The organism is Photorhabdus akhurstii, assembly GCF_019090985.1.
Lineage (GTDB): Bacteria > Pseudomonadota > Gammaproteobacteria > Enterobacterales > Enterobacteriaceae > Photorhabdus > Photorhabdus akhurstii.
Window position 1 is genome coordinate 230,523 of record NZ_CP020335.1, and the last position, 17,951, is coordinate 248,473.

14 protein-coding genes are annotated in these 17,951 nt (G+C 44.8%); 5 read left to right on the forward strand and 9 right to left on the reverse strand.

Translation table 11 applies throughout. The features are described 5' to 3' along the window. Window positions 1-107 precede the first annotated feature (107 nt). From glnG to glnA, 3 genes are all read right to left on the reverse strand, one after another. Window positions 108-1,577 (reverse strand): nitrogen regulation protein NR(I), encoded by a 1,470-nt coding sequence (gene glnG, locus B0X70_RS00995; protein WP_217470675.1) that lies wholly within the window; start codon window positions 1,575-1,577, stop codon window positions 108-110. 9 nt (window positions 1,578-1,586) lie between these two features. Then, a complete protein-coding gene (gene glnL, locus B0X70_RS01000) occupies window positions 1,587-2,636 on the reverse strand; it encodes a nitrogen regulation protein NR(II) (RefSeq protein WP_217470676.1) in 1,050 nt (349 codons plus the stop codon). A gap of 153 nt (window positions 2,637-2,789) precedes the next feature. Continuing rightward, window positions 2,790-4,199, reverse strand: a complete 1,410-nt coding sequence (gene glnA / locus B0X70_RS01005; RefSeq protein ID WP_217470677.1) for a glutamate--ammonia ligase — start codon at window positions 4,197-4,199, stop codon at window positions 2,790-2,792. Between the two features lie 398 nt (window positions 4,200-4,597). On the opposite strand from glnA, the gene typA reads away from it, so the two are divergent. Further along, entirely contained in the window at window positions 4,598-6,436 is a 1,839-nt protein-coding gene (gene typA, locus B0X70_RS01010) for a ribosome-dependent GTPase TypA (RefSeq protein ID WP_036778438.1), read from the forward strand. Window positions 6,437-6,498: 62 nt separating this feature from the next. On the opposite strand, the gene B0X70_RS01015 is transcribed toward typA, so the two are convergent. The 3 genes from B0X70_RS01015 to B0X70_RS01020 all read right to left on the reverse strand — a co-directional run bounded on the left by B0X70_RS01015 (window position 6,499) and on the right by B0X70_RS01020 (window position 9,463). After that, window positions 6,499-7,068 (reverse strand): disulfide bond formation protein B, encoded by a 570-nt coding sequence (locus tag B0X70_RS01015; protein ID WP_217470678.1) that lies wholly within the window; start codon window positions 7,066-7,068, stop codon window positions 6,499-6,501. Between the two features lie 14 nt (window positions 7,069-7,082). Next, a complete protein-coding gene (locus tag B0X70_RS24940; RefSeq protein WP_219847094.1) occupies window positions 7,083-7,241 on the reverse strand; it encodes a DUF5993 family protein in 159 nt (52 codons plus the stop codon). Window positions 7,242-8,008: 767 nt separating this feature from the next. Then, entirely contained in the window at window positions 8,009-9,463 is a 1,455-nt protein-coding gene (locus B0X70_RS01020; RefSeq protein ID WP_105397653.1) for a carbon starvation CstA family protein, read from the reverse strand. Between the two features lie 156 nt (window positions 9,464-9,619). Between B0X70_RS01020 and yihX the strand changes: the two genes are divergently transcribed. The 3 genes from yihX to fabY all read left to right on the forward strand — a co-directional run bounded on the left by yihX (window position 9,620) and on the right by fabY (window position 11,843). Then, window positions 9,620-10,246 carry a glucose-1-phosphatase gene (gene yihX, locus B0X70_RS01025; RefSeq protein WP_036813763.1) on the forward strand — a complete coding sequence of 209 codons (627 nt, stop codon included), beginning with the start codon at window positions 9,620-9,622 and terminating at the stop codon, window positions 10,244-10,246. Between the two features lie 169 nt (window positions 10,247-10,415). Further along, window positions 10,416-10,853, forward strand: a complete 438-nt coding sequence (dtd, locus tag B0X70_RS01030) for a D-aminoacyl-tRNA deacylase (RefSeq protein WP_217470679.1) — start codon at window positions 10,416-10,418, stop codon at window positions 10,851-10,853. A gap of 72 nt (window positions 10,854-10,925) precedes the next feature. After that, on the forward strand, window positions 10,926-11,843 hold the full coding sequence (fabY, locus tag B0X70_RS01035; RefSeq protein ID WP_046394769.1) for a fatty acid biosynthesis protein FabY: 918 nt from the start codon (window positions 10,926-10,928) through the stop codon (window positions 11,841-11,843). Between the two features lie 58 nt (window positions 11,844-11,901). Here fabY and B0X70_RS01040 read toward each other — a convergent pair whose 3' ends face one another. Further along, window positions 11,902-12,324 (reverse strand): NUDIX domain-containing protein, encoded by a 423-nt coding sequence (locus B0X70_RS01040; protein ID WP_036778425.1) that lies wholly within the window; start codon window positions 12,322-12,324, stop codon window positions 11,902-11,904. A gap of 170 nt (window positions 12,325-12,494) precedes the next feature. After that, window positions 12,495-14,204: an AsmA family protein gene (locus tag B0X70_RS01045; RefSeq protein WP_246593401.1), complete on the reverse strand. Its 1,710-nt coding sequence runs from the start codon at window positions 14,202-14,204 to the stop codon at window positions 12,495-12,497. A 568-nt stretch (window positions 14,205-14,772) separates the two neighbouring features. Between B0X70_RS01045 and B0X70_RS01050 the strand changes: the two genes are divergently transcribed. Next, window positions 14,773-16,314 carry a 4-hydroxyphenylacetate 3-hydroxylase family protein gene (locus B0X70_RS01050; protein WP_418889060.1) on the forward strand — a complete coding sequence of 514 codons (1,542 nt, stop codon included), beginning with the start codon at window positions 14,773-14,775 and terminating at the stop codon, window positions 16,312-16,314. Window positions 16,315-16,400: 86 nt separating this feature from the next. Here B0X70_RS01050 and B0X70_RS01055 read toward each other — a convergent pair whose 3' ends face one another. Then, the gene (locus B0X70_RS01055; protein WP_217470680.1) at window positions 16,401-17,786 is read right to left on the reverse strand and encodes a uracil-xanthine permease family protein; all 1,386 of its coding nucleotides are present in this window, start codon (window positions 17,784-17,786) and stop codon (window positions 16,401-16,403) included. Window positions 17,787-17,951: the final 165 nt, after the last annotated feature.

A 17,951-nucleotide genomic window follows, 5' to 3' on the forward strand; every position in this document is an offset into this window, starting at 1 on the left:
AATAGATAATATAAAATGTGATCGAGATCGGTTATTTAATCCTGCTAATGGGGAATTTGATATATTAAATTCCACAAAATGGTTATAGGGTTGGAGATATTATCTCCTTACTCCAACCCGAGTTCTTTTAACTTCCGTGTAATAGTATTGCGTCCCCAACCTAGCAATCGTGCAGCATCTTGTTTATGGCCTTTGGTATGCTTAAGTGCGCAATCAAGTAAGGTACGCTCCAATAACGGTAATGCTTCAGATAGCAGATCCTGTTGACCATTTTCCAAAGCACTTGTTGCCCACTGGGCAAGTAGCTGCGACCAGTTTTCCGGTATCGTGTTTGTAGATGTCGTATTTGCGGGTACTGTATTTGTAGGTACGGTATTTACAGATGTTGTCGCGCTGGTTTCGGTATGGTGGGGTTCAAATAATTCAGGCGGCAAATCTTGTACCAGCACCTCTTGGCTTGCTGCCATCACAGTCAGCCAACGGCAGATGTTTTCCAACTGGCGAACATTGCCCGGCCAGGGTAAACGCGTTAAGGCCATTTCTGCGTCACGATGGAGAATCTTGGTTTCTACGCCCAATTCTTTGGCGGTCTGTTGTAGGAAATGGCGAGTCAGGCGAGGGATATCCTCCACTCTGTCGCGTAAGGGCGGTAATTGCATACGAATAACATTGAGGCGGTGATAGAGATCTTCACGGAATTTGCCTTTCTGTACCAAACGTTCCAGATCCTGATGGGTTGCCGCGATAATCCGTACATCCACTTTCACCGGAGCATAGCCGCCAATCCGGTAGAACTGGCCTTCTGCCAATACCCGTAACAGACGAGTCTGTATGTCCAGAGGCATATCGCCAATTTCATCAAGAAACAGTGAACCACGATTGGCCTGTTCAAACCGACCATGACGTACCTGATTAGCGCCGGTAAAAGCCCCTTTCTCATGACCAAATAGCTCTGACTCAATCAAATCTTTAGGAATGGCTGCCATGTTAAGGGCAATAAATGGCTCATTGGCCCGTGGGCTGTGACGATGCAGCGCATGGGCCACCAGCTCTTTACCGGTACCGGATTCGCCATTAATCAAGACGCTGATAGAGGAACGGGAGAGGCGGCCGATAATGCGGTAAACATCCTGCATGGCAGGCGCTTCGCCTATCATGTCTGAAACAGAGGTGATGATCTGTGGACTTTTAATTGATTGATTCTGATCGCGGGAGTGGCTAAGCGCTCGTTCCAGCAAGGCAACGGCTTCGTCAATATCAAAGGGTTTTGGTAAGTAATCAAAAGCCCCTTGTTGATAAGCGCTGACTGCGGCATCCAGATCAGAATGGGCGGTCATAATGATGACCGGCAGTAACGGATTGCTCTGTTTGATATTATTCAGCAGGTTTAGTCCATTCATCCCCGGCATACGGATATCCGAAATCAGTACATCAGGTATGTTTTGGGCCAGCGCGGTCAGTGCGCTGTCAGCGTCTGCAAAACTGGTACATTCCATCCCCGCGTTACTTAACGCTCGCTCCAGTACCCAGCGGATTGAACTGTCATCATCGACGATCCAGATTTTTCCCTGTTGCATCGTTATCCTCTATTTCTTAATTGGTAAGTAGATAGAAAATTCTGTGTGCCCCGGCCAACTGGTAAATTCTATTTTGCCGGAATGTTGGTCTATTAAATTGCGAGCAATGGATAGGCCAAGACCTGTTCCACCTTCATGGGCGCTGACCATTGGGTAAAACAAGGTGTCCTGAATTTGTGGCGGGATACCTGGCCCGTTGTCTTCCACGTCAATTCTGGCAGCCAGACGATAGCGCTTACCATGCAAGGTAATTTGAAAAGCAGTACGAGTGCGGAGGGTAATGGTCCCTCCCTGTTTTCCTAGCGCTTGCAAGGCATTACGGGTGATATTCAGTAGCACCTGTTCAATTTGATCAGGATAGTGGGCCAGTTCTGGCAAACTGGGATCGTAATCTTTTACCAGTGTGATGTTATCCGGCATTTCCAGTGAGACTAACTGAGACACCCGTTCAGCGACATAATGAATGCTTTGTTTAATTCGTTCACCCGGATGCTGTGGGCCAAGCAATCTGTCTACCAGATGGCGTAATCGGTCGGCTTGTTCAATAATCACTTGGGTGTATTCCTGCAACGCAGGGTCAGGCAGTGCTTTTGACAGTAATTGCGCGGCTCCCCTCAATCCACCAAGGGGGTTTTTGATTTCGTGCGCCAGCCCCCGAACCAATTCCCGTGCGGCTATCTGCTGAGCTTGTTGTACCTGCTCTTGGCTTAACCGGCGTTGACTGTCCATAGGCGCCAGTTCCAGCAAGATGAACTGCTCGGAAATCGGTTGGGCACTGAGCGACATAATGTGAAAGCGGTTATCAACCACTAACGTTACTTCGTTATCAGTAAAACTCTGGCCGCTGACCAGGCTAGAGCGCATCAATTCTGTATCCAGTGAGAAATAACTAAACAGTACCGGAAGAGGTGTACCGAATAGTTTACGGGCACTCTGAGCAAATAATTGTAGTGCTGCATGGTTGGCATAACGGATGACGAGATCCGTATCCAGTACCAATACACTGTTAATGAGTGAATTTAATATTTGCCCGCTGTCGGGCAGATTTTCCGTTTTCATCCACACTCCTGCACCTTTTTGGTGCACTTTATCATGTTCGAGCATGAAACCCAGTCAAAGCCTGAAATTTATATAGCAGGAAAAGGGTCCATCCGAAGATGGGCTAAAGGTTTCACGGCAACAAAAAATGATCAGCGGAAACGGCGCTGCTAATTACACACTGTAATAGAGTTCAAACTCCAGTGGATGCGGTGTCAGACGGACACGTTCTATTTCACTGTTTTTCAAGTCAATATAAGCATCAATGGTGTCATCGGTGAATACACCGCCACGGGTCAAGAATTCACGATCGGCATCCAATGCCGCCAATGCGTCCTCTAGAGAAGAAGCGACAGTAGGGATCTCTTTGGCTTCTTCCGGTGGCAGGTCATACAGGTTTTTATCCATCGCATCGCCCGGATGGATTTTGTTGATGATGCCGTCAAGGCCAGCCATCAATTGAGCGGCGAATGCCAGATAAGGGTTAGCCGCCGGATCAGGGAAACGTATTTCAATACGGCGAGCTTTAGTGCTGGCAACAACGGGAATACGGATGGACGCCGAACGGTTACGGGCGGAGTAGGCCAGCATAACCGGTGCTTCATAGCCCGGAACCAGACGTTTATAAGAGTTGGTTGTCGGGTTGGTAAACGCGTTTAGTGCACGGGCATGTTTGATAATACCGCCAATGTAGAACAACGCTAGTTCGGACAAACCGCCGTATTTGTCACCGGCAAACAAGTTAGTGCCGTTTTTGGATAGAGACATATGGCAGTGCATACCCGAGCCATTATCGCCGACCAGAGGTTTTGGCATAAAGGTGGCGGTCTTGCCGAAATTGTGCGCGACATTATGTACGACGTATTTGTAAATCTGGGTTTCGTCAGCTTTTTTGGTCATGGTGTTAAAGCGGGTCGCGATTTCATTTTGACCTGCTGTTCCCACTTCATGATGGTGAGCTTCCACAACCAACCCCATCTCTTCCATTGTCAGGCACATCGCTGAACGTAAATCCTGAGAGGAATCAACGGGAGGCAGCGGAGCATAACCGCCTTTTACCGCAGGCCGATGGCCTTTGTTGCCGCCTTCGTACTGCGTCCCGGAATTCCATGCAGCTTCGATATCATCGATGTGATAGTAAGAATGGGACATGGCACTACTGAAGCGTACGTCATCAAACAGGAAAAACTCAGGTTCTGGCCCGCACAGGACAGTATCTGCAATGCCGCTTGAACGCAGGAAGTTTTCAGCACGTTTGGAGATGGAACGGGGATCGCGGTCGTAGCCTTGCATGGTGCCTGGTTCCAGAATGTCACAACGTAAAATAAGTGTGGCATCGTCAAAGAAGGGATCAAGCATGGCGGTGCTGGTATCTGGCATTAGCACCATGTCGGATTCGTTAATCCCTTTCCAACCGCTAATTGAAGATCCGTCAAACATTTTGCCATCTTCAAAGAAGTCTGCATTAACCTGATGAGCAGGGATGGTCATATGTTGTTCTTTGCCTTTGGTATCAGTGAAACGCAGATCGATAAACTTCACCTGATGCTCTTCAATCATGGTTAAAACATGTTCAACGGACATACTCGGTTTCTCCTGGTTTGTGTTGGTCTTGATAAAATTGTCGTGATTAAGACTAAAAGAAAACACAATCACATCGTTTTACCTTAACAAGGCTATTTATACGTTTGCAATCACGAAAAACGTTTGCGAAAAGCATGCCAACTTTTTAACACCTTGCAATATACTGTATCGTGGGTATCCCGGTGATGGGATACCGGAATATTTGGAGAAATTGCACTGTATTGGTGCAATCATATAACTGAGACGCACAATATTAGTGCGTTTATGTCAAAAATGCGTCTATTTATGGGCGTGAAAGGGATCACAATTTCATTGTTATCAAGTTGTTAAGCATAGATTATTGTGATCCTGTTTAGTCCTTCGACCAATGTGTGTACAATAGCGCGCCATTTCTATAAATGCCTGAGGCAAAGTTTGTGATCGAAAAATTGCGTAATATCGCCATTATCGCGCACGTTGACCACGGTAAAACGACCCTGGTTGACAAGCTGCTGCAACAATCCGGTACTTTCGGTGACCGTGCGACAGCGACAGAGCGTGTGATGGATTCCAATGATTTGGAGAAAGAGCGTGGAATTACTATCCTCGCAAAAAATACCGCCATTAAATGGAATGACTACCGTATTAATATCGTAGACACTCCGGGACATGCCGATTTCGGCGGTGAAGTAGAACGTGTTATGTCTATGGTCGACAGCGTATTATTGCTGGTCGATGCTATGGACGGGCCAATGCCTCAGACCCGTTTTGTGACACAGAAAGCGTTCGCTCATGGTTTGAAACCGATTGTGGTCATTAACAAAGTTGACCGTCCTGGCGCCCGCCCTGATTGGGTTGTGGATCAGGTGTTTGACCTGTTTGTTAACCTGGGCGCCACTGATGAACAACTGGACTTCCCCATTATCTATGCATCGGCGTTGATGGGAATTGCCGGTACTGATCATGAAGATATGGCGGAAGATATGACGCCGTTGTATCAGGCGATCGTCGATCATGTAGAGCCGCCGAAAGTTGACCTGAATGGTGCATTCCAGATGCAGATTTCCCAGCTTGACTATAATAACTATGTTGGTGTTATCGGCATTGGTCGTATCAAGCGCGGTACTGTTAAGCCAAACCAGAACGTTACGATTATTGATGGCGAAGGTAAAACCCGGAACGGTAAAATCGGTAAGGTACTGGGCCACTTAGGGCTGGAGCGTATCGAGAGTGAGCAAGCGGAAGCGGGCGATATCGTTGCGATTACCGGTCTGGGTGAGCTGAATATTTCCGATACGCTGTGTGATACGAATGCTGTTGAAGCACTGCCGCCGCTGGCGGTTGATGAGCCGACGGTGAGCATGTATTTCTGTGTTAACACCTCCCCTTTCTGTGGCCGTGAAGGTAAATATGTCACCTCACGCCAAATCCTTGAGCGTTTGAAGAAAGAGCTGGTTCACAATGTCGCCTTGCGTGTTGAAGAGACAGAAGATCCAGATGCGTTCCGTGTTTCTGGCCGTGGTGAATTGCACTTATCTGTTCTGATTGAGAACATGCGCCGTGAAGGTTTTGAACTGGCGGTATCCCGTCCGAAAGTTATCTTCCGTGAGATCGATGGTCGCAAGCAAGAACCTTTCGAGCAGGTGACGCTGGATATTGAAGAGCAGCATCAGGGAGATGTGATGCAGGCGTTGGGTGAGCGTAAAGCGGATCTGCGCGATATGCTGCCAGACGGTAAAGGCCGTGTGCGCCTTGATTATGTTATTCCAAGCCGTGGTCTAATTGGCTTCCGTACTGAGTTCCTGACGATGACCTCTGGTACCGGTCTGCTGTATGCGACATTCAGCCACTATGATGATATTCGCGCGGGTGAAATCGGTCGCCGTCAGAACGGCGTGATGATTTCCAATGGTCAAGGTAAAGCGGTTGCTTATGCACTTTACAGCTTACAGGATCGCGGCAAATTGTTCCTTGGTCATGGTGCGGAAGTGTATGAAGGCCAGGTTATTGGTATTCATTCTCGTTCTAATGACCTGACAGTTAACTGTCTGACAGGTAAGAAACTGACTAACGTCCGTGCATCTGGTACTGACGAAGCGACAACCTTGTCTCCACATATTAAGAAAACCCTGGAGCAGGCTCTGGAGTTTATTGATGATGACGAGCTGGTGGAAGTGACTCCTGTGTCTATTCGCCTGCGTAAACGCCATCTGACGGAAAATGAACGCCGTCGTGCCTATCGCAGTAAAGAAGCATAATCTTTCCTGTAATACCCATGCTTAGGGCGCCGATGGCGCCCTGAGTTTTTTTAACAAACGAATTATTTACCGAGCAATTGATAGAACGTTGGGTTGTCATCACACTGCCCACCGCCACACTCCAAAATGGTGGAGATTAAATTTGCGGTAATTAATATGACAAATAATCCGATAATAATCTGACCGATAACAGACGTTTTTTGTTTTGCTTCGGTTGTTTTCTCCAGGCTTTTCAATATCAGCATGACGGATATGCCGATAATCGCGATAACTGAGCAAATAAGGGCCCAAGTATAGAAATGTATACCAAAAAGGGCGGAACCATAACCGAGATCACCGGGGGTGATATGTAAAAACACTTGTCGGATCGCAACAATGCCAGTCACGATACAGCCGAGAAGTGACAAGGCATAATGCGCGCTTTTAATACCAAAACGCAGATTAAACAGGAAACCAAACCCTATCATGATCATACCCGCTCGCTGTAGCAGACATAATGGACAAGGGAGTTCTGAAAGGGCCAATTGATAATAGAAGGCAAGGGTTAGAACAGCACTGATAGCAAATAACCCAATGAGGTTAAATATCATGCCGACGCTTATCTGTTGTTTTGTTGCTAATACCTGATTCATCAGATTGTCTCCCGTTAAAAAGATAGATTTAACGAATCAGTTGCATGATGGATAAACCAAGCTACAGTCGTCACCAAAAGAAGACCCCACAGGGTATAACTGGTTTTATACTTTCCATATAAGGTGGTAATAGCCGCAAATAATGCGAGTAAAAAAGGTAAAAACATATACATGGTTGATTCTCCAGTTTTCTACAAACATTCAAGACCTTTCCCCGTATTCAGGGTAGGGAATTCATCAAGCTCAGTTTAGGATCGTTTACTTCGATACAAGCGATCAATTATCCAAAGGCACGTTGTCCATTAATGGGTGCCACTCTCTTTGGTATCGCATTTGAAAACGTACAAACCTACATTTATTAAAGCATGGTATTCGAACGGTGTATAATTTAACCCACTATTCGTAGTGTGCTGCTAATAACAATTGTAGTCAATCTTATTTATGTCTGCCACTATTCAGTAGGATCTGCGTGATTATCATTTGGCGAGAGTTTCGATGAGTTGTTTTTTATTTAATAGTTAAGCAGGAAACGATTAGAAACAACGAATCGTACCTTTGCCTGGAAACTTCCTAATTTAACGACTATTCATAGATTTGCTTTTAAAGGGCTTAAACTATCCAATTTTCTACAATTAACCCTCTACCCAGATGAATTCTTTTTCATTGTTTGCCACTATTTTTGTCACTATTCTTGTCACTATTTAGTGGGCATTAAGCTTTCATAAAGAAGCTATCCCAGACATTCTCTATGGGGAAATGATACTTTCTTCACTCATTTTTCTGGTCGTAACACTTAAACTGTCAATATTCATGTGCTATTTCGTCTGATATTTGCGGAAGGAATAAATGTTTCTTATCACGGCACAGGAGAGCGGCAATTAAAACCCCTCGACTTTTTATCGTGAGGGGCGGTTGTGATATTTAATATCTTCTTGGGTTTTTACTCATTTAATGCTTCGGCGTTTATATTATCGGAAGCCGATTGAGAGCGGATTTTCACAAAGAAAGCAATTGTGACAACTGCCATTGCTGCCAGTCCGATAACAACGGAGATATTCCAGTTTAGCGCAAAACCTTCTGGCGCAAATGCCAGATAGGTGAAGCACACTGCTGTCATAAACATGGCAGGCAGGGTGGTAATCCAATGGAATTTATTGCGGCGCAGCAACCATGCTGAGGCAGCCCATAGCATGACCATTGCTGTGGTTTGATTTGCCCAGCCAAAGTAACGCCAGATAATATTGAAGTCAGTTTTGGTGATCAGATAGCCGACAATAAACATTGGCACACTTAATAACAGGCGTTTAGCCATTTGTTGCTGAGGAATATTCAAGAATTCAGCAATAATCAGCCGGGCGGAACGGAACGCGGTATCGCCAGAAGTAATGGGTAAAATCACTACGCCGAGGATTGCCAGAATACCGCCGACAGTACCTAACAGAGAAGTTGACACTTCGTGAACAACCAGAGAGGCCGTACCCTGATCAATCACGGCTTGCAACGCGTTAGTATCTTCATAGAAACTCAGGCCCAATGTACACCAGATCAGCGCGATAATACCTTCGCCAATCATTGCGCCGTAGAAAACGAAGCGACCATTTTTTTCATTTTGCATACAGCGTGCCATCAGCGGAGACTGAGTGGCGTGGAAACCTGAAATAGCGCCACAGGCAATCGTGACGAACAGCAATGGCCAAATAGGCAGATCTTTCGGGTTAAAGTTAGTGGTGAAATCCAATCCTTGAGAATAGAAAGGCTTGTCGCTCATCGCTAAACCGACCATCAGCGCGACAGACATAAACAGCAGCAATGCACCAAACAGTGGGTAAAGGCGACCAATGATTTTATCAATAGGAACCAGCGTTGCGAGAATATAGTAAGCAAAGATAATACCGACCCAGATAGCAATGTTATCCCAACCCATTGCCTCTTTCAGCAAGTTATTCAGTAAGCCGGCTGGACTCAAAACAAAGACGACGCCAACTAGCATCAGCAGAATAACAGCAAATATATTCATGAAATGCTTCATGGTTTTGCCCAGTTCGTTACCAACGATAACGGGCACGGATGCGCCGCGGGCGCGCACACTGAGCATACCGGAGAAATAATCGTGTACGGCACCGGCAAAGATACAGCCGAATACAATCCACAGCATAGCAAGCGGGCCATAGAGGGCGCCAAGAATCGGGCCGAAAATCGGACCAACGCCAGCGATATTCAGTAACTGAATTAACCAGACTTTTGGGGTGGACATAGCAACATAATCAACACCATCAGCCATAGAAAGAGCGGGGGTTTTTCTTTCTGGTCGAATAGTGAATATCTTTTCGACAATTTTGCCGTATATGAAATATCCAGCCAGAAGAAGGCCGATACAGAGGAGGAACCACAACATAAATATAACACCTTACTCGACTTTTTTAATCTGGGTGCTACTTTATCGTTTCGTAAGAAAAATACCGTGAAGTGATTCGCTTTTTACTGGTCCGTACTGTTTTCTAATTGAAAATACGATTAAAGTAAAAAGTTATTAATTAGCCAGGGGGTAATTATGTTATATATCTTCGATATGGGTAATGTGATTATTGAGATTGATTTTAAAAGAGTTTTAGCGGTATGGAGTAATTTGAGCGGGACACCTCTTGCGACTTTGACTAAAAGTTTCTCTATGGGAGAAACGTTTGAAAAACATGAGCGTGGTCAAATTACTGATCTGGAATTCGCTGATACTTTATGTCAGGAAATGAATATTTCACTCAGTTTTGAGCAGTTTGCCACGGGATGGCATGCTATTTTTATTGATATTCGGCCTGAAATCATTCAAATAATGAAGAAATTACGTGAAGCGGGACACCGGGTTGTGGTGTTATCCAACACCAACCGCTTGCACCTGGATTACTGGCCGCATAATTATCCTGAAATTGCGGCATCCGCTGATTACCTCTATTTGTCGCAGGATTTGGCAATGCGTAAGCCGGAACCTGATATTTTCAAATATGTGCTTCAGACAGAAGGTTTTTCACCGGATCAAACCGTGTTTTTTGACGATGTGCTGGAAAATGTGGAAGCAGCCAGGGCGTTAGGGATCAATAGCGTTCATGTTGTTGATAGGCAGACCGTGCCGGATTATTTCGAAGCAAGCGGTTTCTCTGAACAAAATGAAGGATTGAATGGATAATATACCCAATGGATTTCAAGATGGATCGCGACGGCAAGGGAGCGAATCCCCGGGAGCATAGATAACGATGTGACCGGGGTGAGTGAGTGCAGCCAACAAAGAGGCGACTTGAAAGATGACGGGTATAGAAGATAGCGTGCTGATGCGACTATCTAAATAAAGGAAAAATATGATCGCGTTAATCCAGCGGGTAACACAGGCAAATGTTGTTGTTAAGAACGAAGTCGTTGGGGAAATTGGTCACGGCCTGCTGGTGTTGCTAGGCGTTGAGAAAGGAAATGATCAACAGAAGGCAAAACGGTTGTGTGAGAAGGTGATAGGGTATCGGATATTCAGTGATGAACAGGACAAAATGAACTTGAATATCCAACAAATCGGAGGCAGTTTGCTAGTTGTTTCTCAGTTTACACTGGCTGCCGATACTCAAAAGGGCATGCGGCCCAGTTTTTCTGGCGGCGCCGCCCCAGATAAGGCCGATGAATTATATCGCTATTTTGTTGAACAATGCCGCCAAAGTGGTGTAAAAACAGAAATCGGACGGTTTGCTGCCGATATGAAAGTCAGCCTGACAAACGATGGGCCAGTCACTTTCTGGTTGCAGGTCTAGCAACCAAAAATAGCCAGTAGAACGCAACCATCCCCGATTAAACATCATGAGCAAAAGAAAGGGGCAGTTTCTATGTATCATCTGCGAGTACCTGAAACAGAACAAGAACTGGAAGCATATTATCGATTTCGTTGGGAAATGCTGCGTAAACCATTGCATCAGCCTGTAGGCTCTGAGAAAGATGGTTATGACACGATGGCTCATCACCAGATGGTGGTGGATGAGAAAGGTAATCCGGTGGCGGTAGGGCGTTTATATATCAATGCGGATAGTGAAGGGGCAATCCGCTTTCTGGCAGTGCATCCTAACGTGCAAGGTAGAGGGTTAGGAAAATTAATCGCAATGGCCCTGGAATCTGTTGCCCGTCAGGAAGGTGTTAAACGGGTCGTGTGCAGTGCTCGTGAACATGCGGTGGAGTTTTTCAGTAAATTGGGGTTTGAAAACCGAGGGCCAATTACTAGCCCGCAAACAACCCCGGTTCGCCATTTTCTGATGATAAAGCCGGTTGCAACACTGGATGATATTCTCCACCGGCCAGATTGGTGCAACGAACTGCAACAAGCTTGGTACAAACATATTCCCCTCAGTGAAAAAATGGGGGTACGCATTTCTCAATATACCGGTCAGAGCTTTATTACCACCATGCCGGAAGCCGGGAATCAAAATCCTCACCAAACTATCTTTGCCGGCAGTCTGTTTTCCTTGGCAACCCTGACCGGTTGGGGATTGATCTGGCTGTTGTTACAGGAACGTCAACTAGGTGGTGATATCATTCTGGCTGATGCCGATATCCGTTACAAAAAACCGGTTGTCGGCAGGCCAAAATCTGTTGCGGATCTTAAAAATATGAGCGGCGATTTGGCTCGTTTGGCGCAAGGCAGTAAAGCGAGGGTAAAGTTAGATGTGATTGTCAGCGGTGATCAGGGAATCGGTGCGGTATTTACTGGCACCTATATGGTATTGCCGAATGCTTATACGGCTATCGCTTAGATTTGACAGTGGCATGAATATGCCACTGGTAGCAATAATAAGAGTCGTTTTTATAAAATTAAGCTTCGTTGAGTACACGCAGCATAAAGTCATCAAGTTCACTGCGGAAATTGGCTATATTGCTCCATTGGTATTGCGCATGTTCAGGCGAAAGCTTAACTTCACCTGTGCATTTGACATTAAAATTTACCTGGAGGCATCGAGCCTCCTTAATAGAATATTCCACCGCGCTGAGAAAACCAATAACATCATCAAGCAGTAGTCCGGTCTCCTCTTCTATTTCACGAGATAGTGCTTGTAATAGATTTTCTCCTTTTTCTACACCTCCAGAAGGAATTTCCCAGAGATTTGGCGGCGATTCATCAGGCGCTCGTTGTAAGAACAGAATATTGCCATTTTGATCTCTGATGATGCCGCCGACAACAATACGGTCATAATTTTGTAGCGTGTTTTCAATAGATTCAGGCAGTATACACATCATTTCTTGTACCTTGTCACAACTTCAATGGGTAAAATTTAATTGCGTTTTTAACATATCAATATTAATACGGTTTTTCGGCTGATACTGATCGGAGATTTTATTAATGGATTGAAATAGGAAATAACTATTATAAGATTGAATCGGGCACATATGTACCCGAATATTCGTTACTATAGCTTAACAACCGGACAAGTTTCACAGTTTGATGTGGATATTTGCCCCTTATTAATGACTTGAGTTTCGTTGCCTGACTGTTTATTCGTGGCAGTCAATGAACCATCGATAGTACTTTTAATATCATCAGCAGCAAGATCTCCCTGTATTAACAGCGTGAAATTGCCTTTACCCTGTAATTTCAACGGCACCCACCGCCATTGAGGCAAAATCGCTAAATCTGCGTCTATCCCCCGGAAATCTAACGTGAATGGCTTCTGTACCAGTTGATCTACTGTGCCTTTTATTTTCAGCAATCCATCATCGGTAGAAGCGTCTAATTGGTCGATGATCAGTTTATTTCCTTCTGTATGTAATTTAAGGTAAGGGCGACGTAATTCAACTTTGTTAAATGTTGCGCTGGTGGCACTGAGATTTGAAGAGCCGCTCCAAATCCCCCATTTCCCCTCTTTCAGTAACTCCATGTCATAGATATAACCGCTGAGAGCGGTAAGCTGGAATGGAAAATCGGGGTTAATATCAATCAATAAGCTGTTATTAATCGTCAGCTCGTTAATGGAAAATCCGGATATCCATTCAGGCAATGATTTTTTCAACAACTGATGCCAGTTTTGCGGCAAGGTATAAATTAAACCGGCAACCGTTGCATTGGCGATGTTGAATTGTTTTGTTTGGTGATTCCATTGTCCTTTGACGTGGAATAATCCCTTTTCCCAACGGGAAGTGAGATTAGAAATAGTGAGTTCATTGCCTGCGAGAAGAAGGTGACCAATAACATCGGTGAAATGGAGATCATTTAGCGTCGTATCCATGACATTGAAATCAATGATGCCCTCTTTTGCTTGCCAGCGTCCGTTAGCCAAACCGACATTTTTGACTGAGGCATCCAGATAATTAGCAGACCAGTTTTTACCTTCCAGCTTGGCATTAGTCAGGCTGAGATCTTTGATGCTGACTGCGGGTAATGTGTTCGCTTTTAGCAATAACTCTTCAAGTGTCATTGGCGTTTGCCAACGAATATTACTGATAAGTAAATTGCCCCACTGCCAGCTACCATCAGGCCGGCGTTGCCCATTACCCGATATTGAACCTTGTGCCAATGTTGCACCAAATGAACGAATAGTCAGGGTATTTTGCTGGTTATCTCCTCGCATAATGACTTTTTCAAGAGAAATATCATTGAAATTCAGTTTGTCAGCACTGAATTGAAATTCCCCATTCCCTGTCAGCTTATTTGATGGTGGGTTCCAGGGAGTGATACCACCGGTGATGTTTTGCCCTTGAATTTGCCAGTCCGCATTTTCTGACTGAATAGTCATCTGATTAAGTTGCAGAATATTGGCGCTAAAAGGGAGCGATTGTGGCTGGCCTTTGATGGTTAATTGGCCCTGTTGCAATAACAGACGCTGAAAATGACGAGGGGAAGTGAGTTGCTGCCAGTTGAAATCGAATGCGACAACTTGAGCCGCTAAAATGAAAGTCTGTTGCTGATTGCTAATGGCAATATTGGAAAATGCCAAAGTGCCCGGCTGTGACCAGCTATGTTCGATATTGCCGATTTGAACCTGATAACGGCTGTGATGACTCAGCCATTGACTGATCTGATGCGCTCCCCAGTTTGTCTGCATCATGACATAAACAGCGATTACGGCCAGGATTAGCAGTAATAACAGAGTAACCAGCGATTTTCTTAACCATCTCATCATCAGACTCCAATTTAATCGGCTTATAGCTTCCTTTTATGCCGTAATTTTGGCGTTCACTCAAGAGATGGTGAATAAAAGTTATGAGCGAGGAGAAATTATTATTTGTAACATTTGTATAATTTAACAATAGAAATACCAATAAGTCACTATACTGATTGTTATTTCTAATAATTTCAGGGTATGAAATGAGGGGAATAATAAATTATTTGTTATCGTTTTATTCTATTAAAATAAACTTAAGAGATTAATCTTTGTTTAATTGTATTTTAATTTTCATGCTAAGTTTTTCTTATTAGTAACTTAGAGTGTTTGTATGAATTTGTTAATAATTATATTGTGTGATTAATATAGTAATTAAATCTATATTTTCTTGCATGACAATATAGCCAATGACATCTGAATGAATTAATGTATTAATGGATGGCTATAAATGGAATAATGATGTTTTTTCGTCATTCCTTTCTATTCCTTTCTCAATTTGATTGATGCTTGAAATAACACTACATAGTTTATTTTCACCCATCTTCCGGCAAATAAGTAATGTAAGGAATCTTCTATGTCAGAAAACATGAAACAAAAATCGTCGAATGAAGGTAGTATCCGCACAACCCGCCCACTTACAGGAAAGGAATTTCTGGATGGGCTAAACGATGGTCGGGAAGTCTGGGCTTATGGTGAACGCATTCAGAATGTCGCCAACCATCCTGCTTTCCAAAATCCAGCCCGCGCTATTGCGAAACTTTACGATGCTTTGCACGATCCTGCTCATCGTGATGTACTGACTACGGCTACAGATACGGGGAGTGTTGGTGTAACACATCCCTTTTTCCGTATACCGCACACACAGCAGGATTTAATTGCTGATCGCGATGCTATCGCCGCGTGGGCCCGCATGAGTTATGGTTGGTTGGGTAGAAGCCCTGATTATAAGGCTTCGTTTCTTACCTCACTCGGCGTAAGACCGGATATTTATGGTGATTTTGCGGGTAATGCAAAAAACTGGTATATCCGCTCACAAGAAAACGTGTATTACTGGAATCACTCGATTATTAATCCGCCAATAGATCGTCATTTATCACCTGATGAAATTGGTGATATTTGTGTTCATGTTGAAAAAGAGTGTGATGATGGATTAATTGTCAGCGGCGCTAAAGTTGTTGCCACGGGATCGGCGATGTGTCATTACAACTTTATTGGTCATTATGGCTTACCAATCAAGAAACGGGAATTTGCATTGGTCTTTACTGTGCCGATGAATTCGCCAGGAGTGAAATTAATTTGTCGTCCCTCTTACTCAATGGCGGCAGATAAAATGGGCAGTCCTTTTGATTATCCGCTCTCGTCCCGATTTGATGAGAACGATACGATAATGATTCTGGATAAAGTGAAGGTTCCTTGGGAAAACGTATTTATCTACGGAGATATAGATAAAGTTTCGTTATTTTTTGCTGAGTCGGGTTTTTTTCATCGGGCTATGTTGCATGGTGTGACCCGATTGGCGGTTAAACTTGATTTTATTTCTGGATTGCTCCTTAAGGGAGTTGAAGCCACAGGTACGAAGGATTTTCGTGGCGTGCAAACACGGGTTGGTGAAGTATTGTCATGGCGTAATCTGTTTTGGGCGCTCGGTGATGCGATGATTAAATCTCCGGAGCCTTGGGGGGAAGATGCCCTATTGCCTCGGTACGAGTATGGGATAGCTTATCGTTGGTTTATGACGCAGGGTTACCCGAGGGTAAAAGAAATTATTGAACAGGATCTGGGCAGTGCCTTGATTTATATTAACTCTCATGCCCGCGATTTTTCCAACCCGGAACTGTCTCCTTATCTTGATAAATACATGCGTGGCTCCAATGGTTACAGCGCAGTTGAGCGAGTCAAGCTCATGAAACTGATTTGGGATTCTATTGGTACGGAATTCGCTAACAGGCATGAATTATACGAGCTAAATTATGCCGGCAACCATGAAATCACCAGACTCGATGTATTATGGGCTTCTCAAGCCTCGGGCTTAGTGGATCAATTGAAAGGGTTTGCTGAACAGTGTATGAGTGAATACGATCTTGATGGTTGGGTTGGTAACGATTTTATTTGGCCTTCCAACCGCTAGGAGATAAACCATCATCACGCGCGATGGTGATTTATACGTGCGTGATGAATTGATGATGTGTAATTCGATATCGGATTTTAAAAAGATTATTTTTCCTGAGGAAACACCAGATTAAGAGTGATCGCTGTCAAACCACCGGCAGCAATACCGGAAGAGAGTAACGTTTTCAGCCAGTCTGGAGCGAACTGTAAAATTAGCGGTTGTTGGGCGACGCCCATACCAACCGCTAAAGATAGCGCGATAATCATAATTGCCCGGCGGTTAAGTGCCTCTCTGGAAACGATACGGACACCAGACGCGGCAATTGTACCGAACATCACGATAGTGGCGCCGCCCAATACCGGTTCAGGGATCTGTTGCACAAATCCTGCCACCGCAGGAAATAGACCCAACAGCGTCAACATCAGCGCCACGGCATAACCTACACGACGGCTGGCGACGCCGGTTAATTGGATAACCCCGTTATTCTGCCCAAAACAAGAATTTGGGAAGGTATTAAATACGGCGGAAAGCATAGAATTTAGCCCATTAGCTAAAACACCGCCTTTAATACGCTTCATATATAGAGGGCCGCTGACTGGTTGCTCGGAAACATCAGACGTCGCGGTAATATCGCCGATGGTTTCCAGTGAAGTCACCATAAAAATCAGCATCAACGGGATAAGCAGATTCCAGTCAAAGGAAAGACCATAATAGAGTGGTGCGGGAATTGTCATGAGTGAACTATTTTCCTGTACCGTTGCTGGCGGCAGCATACCCATTAGCCAGGCGACAACATAACCGACCGCCATTGCAATCACCAGAGAAGCGACACGCAGATAAGGATTACGCTGGCGGTTCAACAAAACAATGACTGCCAACACAACACCAGCCAGAAACAGATTCTCTGGAGAGCCAAAAGTGTGATTTTCGATAGCAGAGAATCCACCGCCGATAGAGGTCAATCCAACCTGAATCAGAGACAAACCGATAATCATCACCACAACACCGGAAACCAACGGGGTGATAATTCTCCGGGCCAGATGCAATACGCGGGATAACAGAATTTCGGTAACGGATGCCGCCATCAAAGTACCGAATAACGCTGCCATCATGGTAGGAATGTCGGTCCCGCCGTTTTTTAATGCCAGCCCGCCCATAATCAAGGGGGAAACAAAGTTAAAACTGGTCCCTTGGATGGAAAGCAAACCAGAACCGACAGGCCCCCAAGTTCGAATCTGAATTAATGATGCCAATCCTGAAGCAAACAGAGACATACTGATAATCCGCTGCGTATCGTGAGCAGGCAACCCTAGCGCTTGGCAGATCAAGATTGCTGGCGTGATGACCGCGACAAACATTGCCAGTAAATGCTGACAGGCAGCAAACAACGTTTGTGGCAACGGTGGCCGATCTTCTAAGCGATAAATCAATTCACTAGTTGGTTTTTTCGGGGGTATTGTTGCCGCTTGTTCGGGGGATGAGCTAAGCATGGTGTGAAATTCCGGGCTGACAAAGAACGCATTTTAATGATCAATTGTGTAAAAGCAATCGTTTGCTTAAAAATCCTGTTAGCTGCTGTGATTCGCTCTGGTCACATTTTTATATGTTTTAACTTGTGTTTGTTGCAGATTTTTTTTCTAATCCAGCGTTGCCTG

Bases quoted from the DNA above. Each gene is read 5' to 3' on its own strand.
- B0X70_RS01040 (WP_036778425.1), bottom strand. From the start codon at position 12,324: ATGATGTGTATACTGCCTGAATCTATTGAAAACACGCTACAAAATTAT.
- yihX (WP_036813763.1), top strand. From the start codon at position 9,620: ATGTTATATATCTTCGATATGGGTAATGTGATTATTGAGATTGATTTT.
- B0X70_RS01045 (WP_246593401.1), bottom strand. From the start codon at position 14,204: ATGATGAGATGGTTAAGAAAATCGCTGGTTACTCTGTTATTACTGCTA.
- B0X70_RS01050 (WP_418889060.1), top strand. From the start codon at position 14,773: ATGAAACAAAAATCGTCGAATGAAGGTAGTATCCGCACAACCCGCCCA.
- B0X70_RS24940 (WP_219847094.1), bottom strand. From the start codon at position 7,241: ATGTATATGTTTTTACCTTTTTTACTCGCATTATTTGCGGCTATTACC.
- fabY (WP_046394769.1), top strand. From the start codon at position 10,926: ATGTATCATCTGCGAGTACCTGAAACAGAACAAGAACTGGAAGCATAT.
- glnA (WP_217470677.1), bottom strand. From the start codon at position 4,199: ATGTCCGTTGAACATGTTTTAACCATGATTGAAGAGCATCAGGTGAAG.
- glnG (WP_217470675.1), bottom strand. From the start codon at position 1,577: ATGCAACAGGGAAAAATCTGGATCGTCGATGATGACAGTTCAATCCGC.
- B0X70_RS01015 (WP_217470678.1), bottom strand. From the start codon at position 7,068: ATGAATCAGGTATTAGCAACAAAACAACAGATAAGCGTCGGCATGATA.
- glnL (WP_217470676.1), bottom strand. From the start codon at position 2,636: ATGAAAACGGAAAATCTGCCCGACAGCGGGCAAATATTAAATTCACTC.
- B0X70_RS01020 (WP_105397653.1), bottom strand. From the start codon at position 9,463: ATGTTGTGGTTCCTCCTCTGTATCGGCCTTCTTCTGGCTGGATATTTC.
- typA (WP_036778438.1), top strand. From the start codon at position 4,598: ATGCCTGAGGCAAAGTTTGTGATCGAAAAATTGCGTAATATCGCCATT.
- dtd (WP_217470679.1), top strand. From the start codon at position 10,416: ATGATCGCGTTAATCCAGCGGGTAACACAGGCAAATGTTGTTGTTAAG.
- B0X70_RS01055 (WP_217470680.1), bottom strand. From the start codon at position 17,786: ATGCTTAGCTCATCCCCCGAACAAGCGGCAACAATACCCCCGAAAAAA.